Annotated in this window: 11 protein-coding genes and 1 pseudogene; 6 read left to right on the top strand and 6 right to left on the bottom strand. The window is 50.6% G+C overall.

The genetic code is table 11. From position 1 onward, the window contains the following. Window positions 1-170: 170 nt before the first annotated feature. Complete coding sequence (locus C1N59_RS21030) at window positions 171-2,948, top strand: flavocytochrome c (protein ID WP_394551258.1); 2,778 nt, start codon at window positions 171-173, stop codon at window positions 2,946-2,948. Window positions 2,949-3,015: 67 nt separating this feature from the next. After that, window positions 3,016-4,071 carry an FAD:protein FMN transferase gene (locus tag C1N59_RS21025; protein ID WP_394551256.1) on the top strand — a complete coding sequence of 352 codons (1,056 nt, stop codon included), beginning with the start codon at window positions 3,016-3,018 and terminating at the stop codon, window positions 4,069-4,071. Here the strand turns inward: C1N59_RS21025 and dcuR are convergent. Together dcuR and C1N59_RS21015 are read right to left on the bottom strand one after the other, a co-directional pair. Continuing rightward, window positions 3,977-4,696 carry a two-component system response regulator DcuR gene (gene dcuR / locus C1N59_RS21020; protein ID WP_394551254.1) on the bottom strand — a complete coding sequence of 240 codons (720 nt, stop codon included), beginning with the start codon at window positions 4,694-4,696 and terminating at the stop codon, window positions 3,977-3,979. The two genes, C1N59_RS21025 and dcuR, sit on opposite strands and share 95 nt — an antisense overlap. Beyond that, window positions 4,693-6,282 carry a sensor histidine kinase gene (locus tag C1N59_RS21015; protein WP_394551252.1) on the bottom strand — a complete coding sequence of 530 codons (1,590 nt, stop codon included), beginning with the start codon at window positions 6,280-6,282 and terminating at the stop codon, window positions 4,693-4,695. The genes dcuR and C1N59_RS21015 overlap by 4 nt, the downstream gene beginning before the upstream one ends. A gap of 287 nt (window positions 6,283-6,569) precedes the next feature. Between C1N59_RS21015 and C1N59_RS21010 the strand changes: the two genes are divergently transcribed. Then, on the top strand, window positions 6,570-7,526 hold the full coding sequence (locus C1N59_RS21010) for an Rpn family recombination-promoting nuclease/putative transposase (protein ID WP_394551250.1): 957 nt from the start codon (window positions 6,570-6,572) through the stop codon (window positions 7,524-7,526). A gap of 371 nt (window positions 7,527-7,897) precedes the next feature. Further along, window positions 7,898-9,547 carry a malate dehydrogenase (quinone) gene (mqo, locus tag C1N59_RS21005; protein ID WP_006122074.1) on the top strand — a complete coding sequence of 550 codons (1,650 nt, stop codon included), beginning with the start codon at window positions 7,898-7,900 and terminating at the stop codon, window positions 9,545-9,547. Window positions 9,548-9,621: 74 nt separating this feature from the next. On the opposite strand, the gene C1N59_RS21000 is transcribed toward mqo, so the two are convergent. The 4 genes from C1N59_RS21000 to C1N59_RS20985 form a co-directional block, all read right to left on the bottom strand. Further along, a complete protein-coding gene (locus C1N59_RS21000) occupies window positions 9,622-9,909 on the bottom strand; it encodes a VF530 family protein (RefSeq protein WP_205951454.1) in 288 nt (95 codons plus the stop codon). Window positions 9,910-10,094: 185 nt separating this feature from the next. Continuing rightward, entirely contained in the window at window positions 10,095-11,561 is a 1,467-nt protein-coding gene (locus C1N59_RS20995; RefSeq protein ID WP_205952995.1) for a pyridoxal phosphate-dependent decarboxylase family protein, read from the bottom strand. 14 nt (window positions 11,562-11,575) lie between these two features. Further along, the gene (locus C1N59_RS20990) at window positions 11,576-12,958 is read right to left on the bottom strand and encodes a diaminobutyrate--2-oxoglutarate transaminase (protein ID WP_039339318.1); all 1,383 of its coding nucleotides are present in this window, start codon (window positions 12,956-12,958) and stop codon (window positions 11,576-11,578) included. Window positions 12,959-13,421: 463 nt separating this feature from the next. Continuing rightward, a complete protein-coding gene (locus C1N59_RS20985) occupies window positions 13,422-14,006 on the bottom strand; it encodes a TetR/AcrR family transcriptional regulator (RefSeq protein ID WP_394551247.1) in 585 nt (194 codons plus the stop codon). A 94-nt stretch (window positions 14,007-14,100) separates the two neighbouring features. Here C1N59_RS20985 and C1N59_RS20980 point away from each other — a divergent pair. Next, window positions 14,101-14,684 (top strand): annotated as a pseudogene (locus C1N59_RS20980) (ABC transporter six-transmembrane domain-containing protein); the annotation flags it as partial. Window positions 14,685-15,113: 429 nt separating this feature from the next. Continuing rightward, window positions 15,114-15,617: a sugar dehydrogenase complex small subunit gene (locus C1N59_RS20975; protein WP_394551293.1), complete on the top strand. Its 504-nt coding sequence runs from the start codon at window positions 15,114-15,116 to the stop codon at window positions 15,615-15,617. Window positions 15,618-15,634: the final 17 nt, after the last annotated feature.

Genomic DNA, 15,634 nt, shown 5'->3' with positions numbered 1-15,634 from the left:
CACTCCAATCAAACAAAAAGTCTAAAGATATTTAAAAGTTAAATAATTAAAATTATATCTTATGAAACTAAATTAACTGATATATTAGAAGCATGACATCGGACCACTTAAATTAAATTAAAAACGTCCAGAAAGAATTCCCGGTTTTTGATATTTTGGAGTTAATCGCAATGAATACACTCACCCCAATTCTTAATCCCCTCACTTTGCCGCGTGGTGCAGTTTTAAAAAATCGTCTGATCATGGCACCAATGACAACCTGTACCGGATTTTATGATGGTACGGTGACCAGCGAGTTGGTTGAATATTACCGTGCACGTGCGGGCAGTATCGGAACAGTGATTGTTGAGTGCTGCTTTATCGATCCAAAAGGCCCGGCTTTTCCGGGTGCGATCGCCATCGACAGCGACAACAAAATACCCGGCTTAAAACGCATCGCTGACGCCATCAAGGAAAAAGGATCCACCGCGATTCTTCAAATCTATCACGGCGGACGCATGGTTGAGCCTGAACTGATTGGCGGTAAAACCCCTGTCGCGCCCAGCGCAATTGCGGCACCCCGTGAAGGGGCAACGACGCCCCGCGCCTTAACGGCAGAAGAAGTGGATACAATGATCACCAAATTTGGTGATGCCGTTAACCGCGCCATCAAAGCGGGTTTCGATGGCGTAGAAATCCATGGCGCTAACACCTATCTTATTCAGCAATTCTACTCACCTAACTCAAATCAGCGTGAAGACAAATGGGGCGGCAGTCGTGATAACCGCGCCCGCTTCCCGCTGGAAGTGCTGGATATCACGCATAAGATGGCCGAGCGCTTTGCGCATAGCTCGTTCATCATCGGTTATCGTTTTTCGCCTGAAGAACTCGAAGTGCCCGGCATCCACTTTGACGACACAATGTACTTACTGGAGAAACTTGCAGCACGGGGCCTGGATTATGTGCACTTCTCTGTCGGGCAGTTGATGCGCCCATCCATCGTGGATACCACCGATCCTACACCGCTTATTGAGAAGTTTATTGCCATGCGGTCAGAAACCCTGGCGAAGGTCCCGGTAATAGGTGTCGGCGGCGTGGTTAACAAAGAGGATGCAGAAAAGGCACTGGAAAAAGGCTATGACCTGGTCGCCGTCGGTAAAGCCTGCATCGCTTATCCAGACTGGACTGACCGCATCATCAATAACGAGCACCTTGAACTCTATATCGACAGCAACAAACGTGAAGCTTTACTCATCCCCGAGCCTCTGTGGCGTTTCTCACTGGTTGACGCCATGATTCGTGACATGAGCGAAACCGGTCGTAAATACAAAGCGGGCGTTTATCAGGAGAAAGTTGAGGCTGAAGCGCTGAAGCTGAAAATCAACGTTACGCTGGATACCGATCGTATTACCGATATTTCCCTGGTTCCTGATGACACGCTGGATGTGGACTTCACCACCACGTTTGAAAGTCTGCGTAATCGTATTCTGGTGGCAAACAGCCCACATGTTGACGCGATTACCGGTGCGACGACACAGAGTGAAGCGCTGAAAAAAGCGGTCTCACGCGCAATGACCACATCGAACAAAGCACACGTCATTGAAGAGGGCGGCAATCCCAACGCGCCACAGCAGTATGACGTTGTGGTTGTTGGCAGTGGTGGTGCAGGGCTGGCCGCCGCCATTCAGGCCCACGATGAAGGCGCTAAAGTGGTGGTCATTGAGAAGATGCCGACCATTGGCGGCAACACCATCAAAGCCTCTGTCGGGATGAACGCCGCAGAAACGCGTTTTCAGAAGCTGAAAGGGATTCAGGACAGCAAGGAGCTGTTTTATGAAGAAACCCTCAAAGGCGGTAAATTTAAAAATAATCCCGCGCTGTTGCGTGAGTTTGTTGACTTAGCGCCGGAAGCCATCGACTGGCTGGCAGATCACGGCATTGAGCTTAACGATATCACTATCACAGGCGGTATGAGTATCGACCGTACGCATCGCCCTGCAGACCGCTCCGCTGTCGGCGGCTTCCTGATTAGTGGTCTGGTGAAAAATATCAACAGCCGTAATATCGACGTGCTGCTTGAAACCGCAGTTGAAGAGATCCTGTTTGAAAACGGCGCGGTCAGCGGCGTGAAGGTGGTGGATGAATACAATGACAGCCGTATTCTGAACGCAAAAAGCGTGATTGTGGCGACAGGCGGTTTCAGTGCTAACCGGGAAATGGTGGTGAAATATCGCCCGGAACTGGATGGTTTTGTCACCACCAACCATAAAGGCGCTACCGGTGCAGGCATCGCAATGCTGCAAAAAATTGGGGCGGATACAGTCGATATGGGCGAGATTCAGATTCACCCGACCGTCGAGCAGACGACATCTTACCTGGTCTCAGAATCAATTCGCGGTGGCGGGGCGATCCTGGTCAGCCAGGCAGGCCAGCGCTTCTACAACGAAATGGAAACTCGCGATAAAGTTTCGGCACAGATTATTGCGCTGCCAGAAAAAAGTGCCTGGATTATCTTTGACGAGCAGGTCCGTATGAACAACAAGGCCGCTGATGAATATATTGCGAAAGGCTTTGTGATCAGCGCCCCGAGCGTAGCGGAGCTGGCGGTTAAGCTGAATATGGAACACCGTACGCTGGAAGAGACACTGCAACGCTACAACGGTTTTGTGATTAAACAGAAAGACGAGGATTTTGGCCGTCAAACCGCGCTGCGTCATCCGTTAAGCGAAGGGCCTTTCTATGCCATTCGCATCGCGCCCGGCGTCCATCACACAATGGGCGGCGTGACTATCAACACGGCGACTGCAGTACTGGACACCAATAAGCAGGTTATTAACGGTGCCTGGGCTTGTGGTGAGGTCGTCGGTGGTATCCACGGTGCAAACCGTATCGGTGGAAACGCGGTTGCCGATATCATCATCTTTGGTATTCTTGCTGGCGCAAACGCAGCGGCTTTTGCCAAACGCTAAGTCGTGATATCCGGCATCCGTATAACATCGGATGCCGGTTCTTCTTTCTCACCGAGTCCTGTCGCTTATGCAAACTGATTCGCACGTGTACGCCTATTCCGCCGTCCTGATGGGCTCGCCCATTCTGCTTAAGCTGTATGAGCATAATGAGGCGCTGGCAGGTCAGGTTTTTCGCTTGATCAAACAGTATGAGAATGTGCTTACCGTCAATCGCGAGCACTCCGAAGTGATGGCGATTAATCATGCGGCCGGTCAGCATCCCGTCAGCGTCAGCCAGCCCGTGTTTAGGTTAATCGAGCGTGCACTTGCGGTCAGCCTGCTGCCTGAAAGTAGTTTTAATCTGGCCATCGGACCGCTGGTCAAATGCTGGAAGATCGGCTTTCAGGGGAAAAGCGTGCCGGCGCGGGCAGAGATACAGGCAAAACTCACTTTAACCCATCCTGAGAACATTGAACTTGATGCGGCGAACCGTTCGGTCTTTCTGAAGCAAGCGGGCATGGAGATTGATCTGGGTGCGATTGCCAAGGGCTATATTGCCGATCGGGTGCAGGCATTTTTACATGAGCAGGGTGTGGACAGCGCGCTCATCAATCTTGGCGGCAATGTGCAAACGCTCGGCGCGCCGCCTGATGCACCGCAGGAAGGCTGGGCAATTGGTTTAAAAAAACCCTTTGCCGCTTCGGACGCGCTGCTTGGGGTGATTAACGTAACGAATAAATCCGTAGTGACTTCCGGGATTTACGAACGTTACTTTGAACAGGAAGGGGTCTGCTACCACCATATCCTGGACAGGCATACCGGCTATCCGCTGGATAACGCGCTACTCAGCGTAACCATCGTTTCAGATCACTCAATTGATGGGGATATTTTTACCACGCTGATCTATGGCATGGGCATTGAAAAGGGGAGCGACTATCTGAAAGCCTATCCCGGCATAGAGGCTATCTTCGTGACGCGCGACAAACGCATCATCTGCTCGTCACAACGTCACTTTGATTTTACATTGCTGGATCACAGCTTCCGCTACATCACTGGCAGTACTGACGTAAAAGTGCGTGATACTCAGGCTGGAGACGGTAACGATAAACCGGACGACCTGTCACACCGTAATGAATGCTCGTAAATAAAATATTGCTTTGTGCCAGCCAAATCAGGTATTTGCGGCAAGATACACGAGAAATATTGACCTCCGTTGCCAGCTCATCGGTGGAAAATTCCGTTCCGGGATGCGCATCAATCCACAGGCAAAGCGTACGCAGTGTTTGCGGTGTCAGTCCTTTAGGCAGACGTTTTGTCTCGTTGGCGTTCGCCGGGTTGCCGTGCAGCAACTGGTCGACATCAGATTGTTGATAAAACTGATGATTATCCATGAGCAGTTTTTTTTGTCGCCAGCCGGTCAATGCTTCTTCAAAGCGCGAAAACTGAAACGGTTTAATCAGGTAATCCACAACACCATAATTCAGCGAGGTTTTGATGGTTGCCGCATCCGCTGCTGACGAGATGATAATCACGTCAATCGGACGACCGGCGCTGCGCAGCTCCGGCAGCAAATCCAGTCCGTTTTCCTGCTGCATATAGATATCCAGCAAAATAAGATCAACGGCCGGATCGGTCTGCAACAGGCGTTCTTTGGCTTGCAGTAACGTGGACGCAGTGCCACAACAGGTAAAACCGTCTATCTGACCGATGTAGCATCGGTTCAGCTCGGCCACCATGGCATCATCGTCTACAACTAACACATTGATCATTCGTTAATATTTCCTCTTTCCCACGGAAGCTGTACTAAAAACTGCGTGTACACGCCTGGCTCGGATTCGACGCTGACGTTACCGCCCAGACTTTCCGTTTGTTGCTTGAGTAAAAACAGTCCAACGCCACGATCTTCACCTTTGGTGGAAACGCCACGTTCGAAAATGGTTGCCAGCTGATCGGCAGGAATGCCGGGACCATCGTCGCTGACCTCACATGACAACCAGCCGTTTTGGTAGTGCAGCATGACGTGAATTTCACCGTCCATATCCGGGTCAAGCGCCTCAAGGGCGTTTTCGATCAGGTTACCCAGCACCGTTATTAATGCGGCAATTTGCTGTTCACTGCCGCTGTCTGGCAGGTAGCTGGCTTCGCTCAGGATTAGCTGATGGCCTTCATCCGTCACACGATTAATTTTGCTTAACAGGAAACCCGCAATGACCGGTGATTTAATCTTCTGCAACAGCGAACCGATTTCGGTCTGGTAGTTATTGGCCGTTTTAAGGATGTACTCTTCCATCTGCGCATAGTTTTTCATGTGCAGCAGCCCAAGAATCACGTGCAGTTTGTTCATGAATTCATGGGAACGTTCACGCAGCGCATCCACATAGTTTACCATGCCGTCGAGACGCTGCATTAGCTGACTGATCTCTGTCTTGTCCCTGAAGGTGCTCACTGCGCCAATGATACTGCTGCGACTACGCACGGGTACGGTGTTGCTGATCAGTATTTTGCCGCGCACATTAAGTTCTTCATCATATGCGGCTTTGCCTTCATGCAACGCATCACGCAGATGGGTCAGCATTTGCGCATTTTCCGGTACGCGATCGCCACTCAGAAAGGCTTCACGCGTTGTCTCTTTCAATAATTGTGACGCTGCCTGATTGATCAGGCTGACGCGGGACTGATCGTCGACGGCAATGACGCCTTCCTTAATCGAATCCAGGATAGCCTGACGCTCTTCAAACAAACTGGAGATTTCGTACGGCTCTAACCCCAGCAAAATGTGCTTCAGGCGTTTTACTAAAATGAAAATGCCCAGCATGCCGACCAACGCGCCTAATAATACCGTCCAGAAGATATTCCAGCGGCTTTTTGTGACTTGTGCGGCAACGTCATTCACTGAGATGCCAATAGCCACAACGCCGATTTGCTGGTGTCTGGCATTAAACACGGGTGTAAACACTCGGAGTGCTTCGACCAGAACGCCATGATTAACCGCAACGTTCTCATGACCCTGTAAAGCAGGGTTAATATCCTCACCGACAAAATGTTGGTTAACCACATCAGGATTCGGATGCGAAAACCGAATACCGCGCATATCTGTTACCACGACAAACAGCAAATCATTACGTTTACGCGTTGCCTGGGCGATAGGCTGAATGATTTTGCTGCCATTAGGCTGGGTCAGCGCCTGCTGGATTTCCGGGCTGTCAGCCAGCGTTCGCGCCACGGCCAGGGCCTTATCTTTCACATGCGCACGTGTGAAGTTATCAATCTGCACATAGTAAAGCAGATGTACGCTTAACAAGACGGTCATCAACACAGCAGCCATCATCAGAGACGAGAGCGTGCTGAGTTTCATGGGGCGTTTTTTAGACGAACGGTGGGGCCGGGAGTCATTCATAGTGAGTATCAGCAATAGTAAGGTTCGCGATGCAACATACGCGAAGTCGTACCACCAGTACAGTTTCATGGCCAGCGATCATCTGTTTAAAAAAACTCACCACACAGGCAGGACTGATTCAGGTCAATGCTGCTACCCAAAAGTAAAGCTATCGTGCGTCATTGCGCGTGTTTTCCGTGCTTATCCCCCAGAGGCATCTTATTGCCACAATGAAATGTCAGCTTGTTATTCTGGAGTCAGGGTTGATGAAGAAGAAGAACGGCACGCTAATGCCTCACGATGCAACGTTTCGACAATTTCTCTCGCAGCCCGAGATTGCACGTGACTTTATGGAATTGCATCTTCCCGCCGAATTACGCGCTATTTGTGATCTGAATACATTGAAACTGGAATCCGGCTCTTTTGTGGAAGACGACCTTCGCCAGTATTTCAGTGATGTTCTCTACAGTCTGAAAACGACACGAGACGAGGAGGGCTATATCCATGTACTGATCGAACATCAGTCCTCCCCGGATAAACTGATGGCTTTCAGATTACTGCGGTACGCGGTGGCGGCCATGCAACGTCACCTTGAAGCCGGCCACAAAAGTCTGCCGCTGGTGATTCCTGTCCTCTTCTATACCGGGAAACGTAGTCCCTATCCCTACTCGACCCGTTGGCTCGATGCATTCAGCGATCCCGTACTGGCTGCCCGACTCTATGCCGAACCCTTCCCGCTGGTGGATGTCACCGTGATTCCTGATGAAGAAATTGCGGGTCATCGCAGTATGGCCGCGCTGACACTGCTCCAGAAGCATATCCATCAGCGTGATTTTGCGGAGCTGATGGATACGCTTGTCCCGGTATTGCTGGCAGGCTATCTTTCTTCATCACAAGTCATATCATTGATACACTACATTGTGCAGACAGGGGAAACTTCGGATGCCGAAGCCCTGGTCAGAGAACTGGCACAACGTGTGCCGCAACATGGAGACGAACTAATGACCATCGCGCAGCAGCTCGAACAAAAAGGCATCGAAAAGGGCATGGAGAAAGGTATCGAAAAGGGCATTCAGTTGGGACGTGAAGCGGGTCGTTCTGAAGGGGAACGTGAAGCTACCCTGAAAATTGCCCGTACTATGCTGCAAAACGGCCTGGATAACGAGACGGTAATGAAAATGACGGGTCTTAATGCGGATGATCTGGCGCAGATCCGTCACTGAGAATCCCCTTGACCGGTCAGTGATAAAGAGCCGCTTTTATCACCATTGAGAGACTCACTATCCGTAATATCTTATCTGGAACGGCGCGCTTTCCTCTTTGTGTTTTAGCCTTCCTGCGAGTAAAAGCTGTCGCATCATTTCTCATCACCGCGCGCTGAAAATATTTGCCTTAGGGCATTGTATATTGCAAAACGCCCCTTTATTGTGTGGTTAAAATATATCGATAATGAAGTTAACCTTTTGTAACTAAATTAATCGAAATAATGAAGCTTTTAATTTTTTAACTATTTTCACATTAACTACGCAATAACAATATTTTAAACTTTCGGGACTTTTTTTAACTACTTCTCCACGTTAATTGTAGATTCCGAATGATTAAATCAACTAAATTCGTACCTGCACTTTCGCTTGCAGCGTTACTCGTTTCTTCAGTCACCCATGCTGAAAATTCACCAGAAAAAACAGACGTTCTGCTGATCGGCGGCGGTATCATGAGTGCTTCTCTGGGCACCCTGCTGGAAGAGCTACAACCGGGCTGGAAACAGATCATGGTTGAGAAGCTTGATGGTGTGGCACTTGAATCCTCGAATGGCTGGAATAATGCCGGTACCGGCCACTCCGCCAATATGGAACTGAACTACACGCCTGAGCGTGCTGATGGTTCTATTGACGTGACCAAAGCGCTGGAAATTAACGAAGCCTTTATGATCTCCCGCCAGTTCTGGAGTTCTCAGGTGAAAGACGGCGTGTTAAATAACCCGCGTTCATTTATCAACTCTACGCCGCATATGAGTTTTGTATGGGGCGATAATGTGGATTATCTGACTAAGCGCTACGCGGCATTGCAGAAAACCGTCCTGTTCCAGGGTATGCAGTTCTCTACCGATCACAAACAGATTGCGCAGTGGGCACCTCTGGTGATGGAAGGTCGCGACCCTCAACAAAAAGTGGCGGCAACCTGGACGCCTGTCGGGACCGACGTTAACTACGGTGAAATTACCCGTCAGTTGATTGGTAGCCTGAAGAAACATGATAATTTCCGTCTGGAAACGTCTTCTGAAGTCACTGACTTCAAACGTAACAGCGATAACTCCTGGCACGTGACCATCAAAGATGCCAAAAATGGCGGCGAACGCACGGTAGACGCAAAATATGTGTTCATCGGCGCGGGCGGCGGTGCGCTGAAGTTACTGCAAAAAACCGGCATTCCCGAAGCGGATAATTATGCAGGTTTCCCGGTTGGCGGCTCATTCCTGGTCACCAAAAACCCGCAGATTGCTGAGCGTCATTTAGCCAAAGTTTACGGTCAGGCTTCTGTGGGTGCGCCACCGATGTCCGTTCCACATCTTGATACACGCTACTTCGATGGCAAACGTGTCGTGTTGTTTGGACCTTTTGCCACGTTCTCAACCAAGTTCCTGAAAAACGGTTCGCTGTTTGACTTGCTGAGCTCGACGACGACTCACAACTTTATGCCAATGACCCATGTGGGCCTGGATAACTTCGATCTGGTGAAATACCTGATTGGTCAGGTCATGTTGAGCGATGATGACCGCTTTGCTGCGCTGAGAGAATACTATCCTGATGCGAAGAAAGAAGACTGGACGCTGATCCAGGCCGGTCAACGTGTACAGATCATCAAGAAAGATGCAGAGAAAGGTGGCGTGCTGAAACTCGGTACAGAAATCGTGACCGATCAGCAGAAAACCGTTGCTGCACTGCTGGGCGCATCGCCAGGCGCATCAACCGCTGCACCTATTGCGATTAACGTTATGCAGAAACTGTTCCCGGAGCAATTCAAGTCTGCGGAATGGCAGGAAAAAATCCGTAAAATTGTTCCTGCTTACGGTCAGAAACTGAACGACAATCCTGCACTGACACAGCAGGTGTGGGATGAAACGGCTGCAACGCTGCAGCTGACGAAGCCACCGGTTATTAACATGGGCACTAAGCCTGCTGAAGCTCCCGCGGCGAAAAGTGATAAAACACCTGAACCAGCGAAGCACGATATGGCGCTGTAATGCCATAATCTGAAAAAGCCCGCGTCAGTGATGACGCGGGCTTTTTTACGTCTGAAGCATGCGCGCAATCTTTATCAGGTTTTATCACGGCGCCAACTGGACCACGGATCTTCATCGGATGACGGTGCGGAATCCAGTTGCGCGTCATCCCGTGAAGCCAGGTACAGGGCTTCCACTTCAGCACGCGCCCAGGGCGTCCGGCGAAGAAACTTCAGGCTGGACTTCACACTGGGATCGTTTTTAAAACAGTTAATATTGATACGCTTGCTCAGTTCAGCCCAGCCATATCGTGCCACCAGGCTGTTGACCTGCATTTCAAGTGTAATACCGTGCAGGGGATCGTTAGAGACGTGAGCGGTCATAGTCTTTCCGGTAAATGCTGTAAAAGTCTTATCCTGCAGCACGATGCTGCGTGGCGCAAGTCAGTTCAGTCAGGGGCGCTGTGGGGCGACATTGTCCACCGGCACGCTAAGCCTTGCGGACAGTCTTCACAAATAAATAAGGCCGGTAAAAATTACCGGCCTGAGTCAGGCAGAATAAGAAAGGCTTACAGCAATGACTGTGCTGTTTTCTCCAGGAGTGCCAGCAGGACAGTAATGTCCTCCAGGGTCACCGTTGGGTTCAACAACGTCATTTTCAGGCAGGTCATACCGTTATGCTCGGTCACGCCGACATTGGCCCGGCCGGATTCCAGCAATGTATCGCCGATGCGCTGGTTGAACAGCGCAATGTCAGCATCGCTCCAGCCCGCGGACTGATGTGGGCGATAACGGAACAGGACGCTCGCCAGCTGAGGTTTCATTACCAGCTCCAGCGCATCCTGCTGTTCAATAAACTGCGCAACCTGCTGTGCCAGCGTGACGCCGTGATCGATAATTTCGGCATACTGTTTCTGGCCCAGCGCTTCCAGTCCCATCCACAGCTTCAGCGCATCGAAACGACGCGTGGTTTGCAGAGATTTTGATACCAGGTTTGGTACGCCCTGTGCCTCATCAAATTCAGAGTTCAGGTAAGCGGCCTGATAGCGCATCAGCTCATAGTGACGGGCTTCTTTTAACAGGAAAGCGCCACAGCTGATTGTCTGGAAGAATTGTTTATGGAAATCCAGCGTAACGGAATCCACCAGATCCAGACCATCCAGGTAATGACGATATTTCTCGGACAGCAGCAGCGCGCCGCCCCAGGCCGCATCAACGTGAACCCAGATGTGCTGCTCAGCCGCCAGCCTGACGATCTCACGTAACGGATCGATAGCACCCGCATCCGTTGTGCCCGCCGTCGCGACAATCGCCAGCACCTGCTCGTTGTTGGCTTTGGCCTGTGCCAGTTTCTGAGCCAGGTCCGTCATATCCATGCGCGCAAACTCGTCGCATTTCACCAACGTGACCGACTGGTAGCCTAAGCCGAGCAGGGCCATATTTTTCTGCACTGAGAAGTGCGCGTTTTCCGAACAGAAAACTTTGATTTTTTTCAGATCGCCAGTCAGGCCGTCCTGCTGCACGGAATGACCCTGACGGGCAAAGAAGGCATCGCGTGCCAGCATCAGCCCCATCAGATTGCTCTGCGTGCCGCCACTGGTAAAGACGCCTGCATCACCCGCCTGATAACCAACCTGCTCGCGCAACCACTCGATCAGCTTCATTTCGATAAGCGTGGCAGAAGGTGCCTGATCCCACGAGTCCATACTCTGGTTCGTGGCGTTGATCAGTACTTCAGCGGCCTGGCTGATAACCAGACTTGGGCAATGTAAATGCGCAACACACTGTGGATGATGAACAGACAGGCTGTCTTTCAGGAAATACTCAATCGCGCGCTCAATGGCGGCCTGGTTACCCAGGCCTTCTGGATTAAAGTCCAGCTTGATGCGTTCGCGGAGTTCTGCAACCGTTTTGCCCTGATACATTTCAGGCTGTTCCAGCCACTTAACAACGGCCGCGCTGCTTTGAGCGATAGCCTGCTGATAAGCCTCGGTGCTTTGCACCGAGGACGCCAGAATAGGATTTGACCGTGACATCGAACTTACTCCACTTAAACTGCTTCGACGCCTGCGGCAAGCAGGGCGTTTTCAAACTTATCCAGGAAAACCTGAAGCTCATCATGGTTGATCAGCAGAGAAGGCAGCAGACGTAATACGCTGCCGTGGCGGCCGCCACGCTCCAGAATCAGACCATTTTCGAAGCATTTTTTCTGCACCAGCGCAGACAGATCGCCGTCAGCCGGGTAGCAGCCCATGTGATCCTGTGCTTCGTTTGGTTTGACCATTTCGATACCGATCATCAAACCCAGACCACGGACGTTGCCAATCGCCGGATAACGTTTTTGCAGCTCGGCCAGTTTGCCTTTCAGCCACTCACCTTTTTCTGCCACGCTGTCAGCGATGTTGTTTTCTTTCAGCAATTTCAACGTTGTCAGACCGGTTGCCATGGCCAGTTGGTTGCCACGGAATGTACCGGTATGGTGGCCAGGCGACCAGGCATCAAATTGCTTTTTAATACCCAGTACGGCTAATGGCAAACCGCCACCGACGGCTTTTGACATAACGATAATGTCGGGTTCAATGCCGGCGTGTTCAAAGGCAAAGAATTTACCGGTACGGGCAAATCCGGCCTGAACCTCATCCAGGATCAGCAGAATGCCGTGCTCCTGGGTGACTTTACGGATACGTTGCAGCCACTCTGCTGGCGCAGGATTGACGCCGCCTTCACCCTGAACGGCTTCCAGGATGACCGCAGCCGGTTTACGTACGCCACTTTCAACGTCGTTGATCAGGTTTTCGAAGTAGTAGGTCAGCGCTTTAACACCGGCTTCGCCGCCAATGCCCAGCGGGCAACGGTAAAGGTGCGGATAAGGCATGAACTGCACTTCCGGCATCATGCCGTCCACGGCTTCTTTCGGTGACAGATTACCTGTCACTGAAAGCGCACCGTGGGTCATGCCATGATAACCGCCGGAGAAGCTGATCACGCCTGAACGGCCCGTGTGTTTTTTCGCCAGTTTCAGCGCGGCTTCAACTGCGTCCGCACCAGAAGGACCAGTGAACTGCAGGCAGTACTCTTTGCCCTGACCCGGTAACAGAGAGAGCAAATATTCTGAGAACGCGTCTTTTAATGGCGTGGTCAGATCGAGAGTATGTAACGGCAAGCCGCTGGTAATGACATTTTGGATGCTTTGCAGTACGTCAGGATGATTATGACCCAACGCAAGCGTTCCGGCACCGGCAAGACAGTCAAGATACTGTTTGTTCTCAACGTCTGTGATCCAGACACCATTAGCTTTTGCGATCGCTAACGGCAATTTACGCGGATAACTTCGAACATTTGATTCAAACTCGGCCTGGCGGGCCAGATAAGACTCATTGTTACCGTTTAATGTATTCGCATTCAAACTATCAATACGGACTTTATCCGTCATCATATCTCTCCTACAACCGGGCGTGGCATCACGCTGCAGTTGGATAAGTGAATAAAATTTAGAACTCATGTTAAAAACGCGGCCAATATATTGTTTTTTAACACAGGACTCAATGATTAATTTTATGTCTTTTTATTAATTCATTTGTTATATAAAACAGTTGCTTACCGTTAATTTCGTCACTAAGTAAGCAACTTTTCTTAAAACAGATAATCAATAAAGTGCCAAAAAACACGCGCTTATCGGATCACGCATGCGTTTTACTAAGTAAAAATAAAGTGTGTTAGCAACCGTTTCGGTGCGGATAAGCGATAAAATTTGAGATTAATCAACCATCAAAATGTAAAACGTGCGCCATAGAGATGAAACAATATAAGGATAAGAGTAAATATAATTATAACTTCTATTTAACATTCCTTTAATGTCGGTGGGCGTCAACGCCACGCTGTTGTTGCGGATGCGGTTAACGCAGCAGTTTTACAAAGTGATGAATATCAGACATCACCTGCTCGACTCTCTCAGGCGAAGACTTAATACTGAGCAGATCGGCATAGCCATTCAGCATGGCGTTGAGCTGACGCGCGCTGCGCGCAACATCCTCAATCCGAAAGTATCCCTGTGCGACGCCAGCCTCAAGAATGCGACACAGCAGGGCATCCCAGCCGGCCGTAATTTTTTCGGCCAGTCCGGCATAATCATCGTGATGCCCAGCCATCTGCCACACTGAAGCATAAAGTTGCCAGCCGGAATCCGCCGCATCAGGAATATGTCCTTCGATTAAACAGTATAGTTGCTGCTCAGGATCCAGCGCGGTCAGTTCACGGGCGAAGTCGTCGAGTTCGCCCTGCATAAAGCGCTCCAGCGCCGTTAAGGTCAGCGTGTGCCAGTCAGGAAAATAGTGATAGATATGACTGCGTGAAATGCCCAGCGTCGCGGTGAGCTCGCGTGTGGTGGCCTTTTCGAGCCCCTTTTCAAGAAAAAGCGCGACGGCGCCCGCCAGAATTTTTTCTTTCAGTGTTTCCCCGGCGGTTTGTGTTGATGCGTGCATCCTGACTCCTGAATTAACTTTGAGCAATCACGCAATTATGATGCGCTGGTACTTGAGCGACCGCTCAGTTTTAACAGTTTACGAAAAGAAAATCATGTGTTCTTCCAGAGCGACACTACCGAATACCGCGCCACATACCGCCATTGCAACCCTGAAAACGCTGGGGCGACGTCACAGTAAAAAGTTGACTCTCACCCTGTTGCGGGTCATGGCGGAAAATGTCTCCTGTTTGCTTTACCCGCTGTTAGCCGGGTTCGCGATTAGTGCCATTATCACCGGACATGCGCTCCAGGCCATGCTTCATGCGGTAATGGCCTTTACAATGTGGGAAACGGTGCGGCAAGGCGTAGCGTGGAAACCCGAATTTTTGCACGGATCTATGTAGAGTTGGCGGTGCCGGTGGTCGTGGCGCAACGCGAAGCGTAATGCCTCAACGATTGCTATCCGTGTGACGCTGTCACGTGAGTTTGTCGACTTTTTTGAGCTGCATTTGCCTGTCTTAATAACATCCGTCGTCCCATCAGCGGTGCCGCCATCGTGTTGCTGGCAATTGCGTTCTGGACGGGCGTCGGTTGCCCGATCATTTTGCTAAGCCTGGCATGTTTCCTGCCGGGATTCTCACACAAAAATAAAGCCTTGTCTGGCCGGCTAAATAACCGACTGGAAAAAGAGATCAGCTTGCCGCCGGCACAACGCGCAGGACAGCCTGACGTAACAGGTTCACACACCTCACCCGTCTCAACGGTCAGTACCGCTTCGTATCAAATTTGTTTACTATCCATTTAATATATTCATAACCCAAATAACCATCTGGTTTAACTACTGCCAACAGGATAACGCTGTCCAGGCGCTGTTGAAGGATCACAAAGCATCATGCTGGGTTTGCCGCTAACAGGAAAAAGATTTCTTGCATGCGTAACGTAAAGGACAGTGGCTGGCTTGTCGATAGAGTTAATCAGAGCAGGTCGTCGCAGTCATCACTTCGTCAAGTTTAGCGATGACGTAAGGCAAAGCATCCAGGACGCATTGCATTCTGGCAACACACTATTCGTATGCCAAAGAAGGATTTGCTGCCAGAGAAAGGCAGCTTTTTGACTGGATAATATGATGAATCACTATTCACGCCGACGCGTGCTGAAGATGGTTGGGCTTGTCGTTGTGGCCAGCGCGACCGGCCATCTGTTCCCTTTGGCGCCTCTCAACGCCGCGCAACCGAACATGCAGGCAGATGCCCTTGATGTGTTTATGCTGGTTTCACAGCAACTGACACAACAGAACGAGCTCAATGACACGGTAGGCAGTGCGCTGTTTGATGCGTTCAGTCAGACGCAGAAAAACTTCAGCGCGGCACTTTTTCATCTCAGCAACCTGTTAACGCATCAGCCCGACCTGTTACAACAGGCACGCCTGCAGTTTGCTGAAACTGAGGCGGCGAGCGCCAGACTGGCCGGGGCGATTCTGAGCAGCTGGTATACCGGCATTGTCGGCAAAGGCAAAAATGCGCGCTATATCACCTATATCAACACGCTTGCGAATCGGGTCGTTAACGACAAACTGGTTCCACCGAGCTTCTCCTATGGCGTCTGTGGCAGTTGGGCGAGCCAACCGTGACCCTTTTCAAGAGTAAT

This window comes from Pantoea sp. SGAir0183 (assembly GCF_043545505.1).
This window is presented reverse-complemented; position numbering and strand designations above follow the sequence as displayed.

What these genes read in the sequence shown, in the direction of transcription:
- C1N59_RS21030 (WP_394551258.1), top strand. Translation starts at nt 171, where the DNA reads ATGAATACACTCACCCCAATTCTTAATCCCCTCACTTTGCCGCGTGGT.
- C1N59_RS21025 (WP_394551256.1), top strand. Translation starts at nt 3,016, where the DNA reads ATGCAAACTGATTCGCACGTGTACGCCTATTCCGCCGTCCTGATGGGC.
- dcuR (WP_394551254.1), bottom strand. Translation starts at nt 4,696, where the DNA reads ATGATCAATGTGTTAGTTGTAGACGATGATGCCATGGTGGCCGAGCTG.
- C1N59_RS21015 (WP_394551252.1), bottom strand. Translation starts at nt 6,282, where the DNA reads ATGAAACTCAGCACGCTCTCGTCTCTGATGATGGCTGCTGTGTTGATG.
- C1N59_RS21010 (WP_394551250.1), top strand. Translation starts at nt 6,570, where the DNA reads ATGAAGAAGAAGAACGGCACGCTAATGCCTCACGATGCAACGTTTCGA.
- mqo (WP_006122074.1), top strand. Translation starts at nt 7,898, where the DNA reads ATGATTAAATCAACTAAATTCGTACCTGCACTTTCGCTTGCAGCGTTA.
- C1N59_RS21000 (WP_205951454.1), bottom strand. Translation starts at nt 9,909, where the DNA reads ATGACCGCTCACGTCTCTAACGATCCCCTGCACGGTATTACACTTGAA.
- C1N59_RS20995 (WP_205952995.1), bottom strand. Translation starts at nt 11,561, where the DNA reads ATGTCACGGTCAAATCCTATTCTGGCGTCCTCGGTGCAAAGCACCGAG.
- C1N59_RS20990 (WP_039339318.1), bottom strand. Translation starts at nt 12,958, where the DNA reads ATGACGGATAAAGTCCGTATTGATAGTTTGAATGCGAATACATTAAAC.
- C1N59_RS20985 (WP_394551247.1), bottom strand. Translation starts at nt 14,006, where the DNA reads ATGCACGCATCAACACAAACCGCCGGGGAAACACTGAAAGAAAAAATT.
- C1N59_RS20975 (WP_394551293.1), top strand. Translation starts at nt 15,114, where the DNA reads ATGAATCACTATTCACGCCGACGCGTGCTGAAGATGGTTGGGCTTGTC.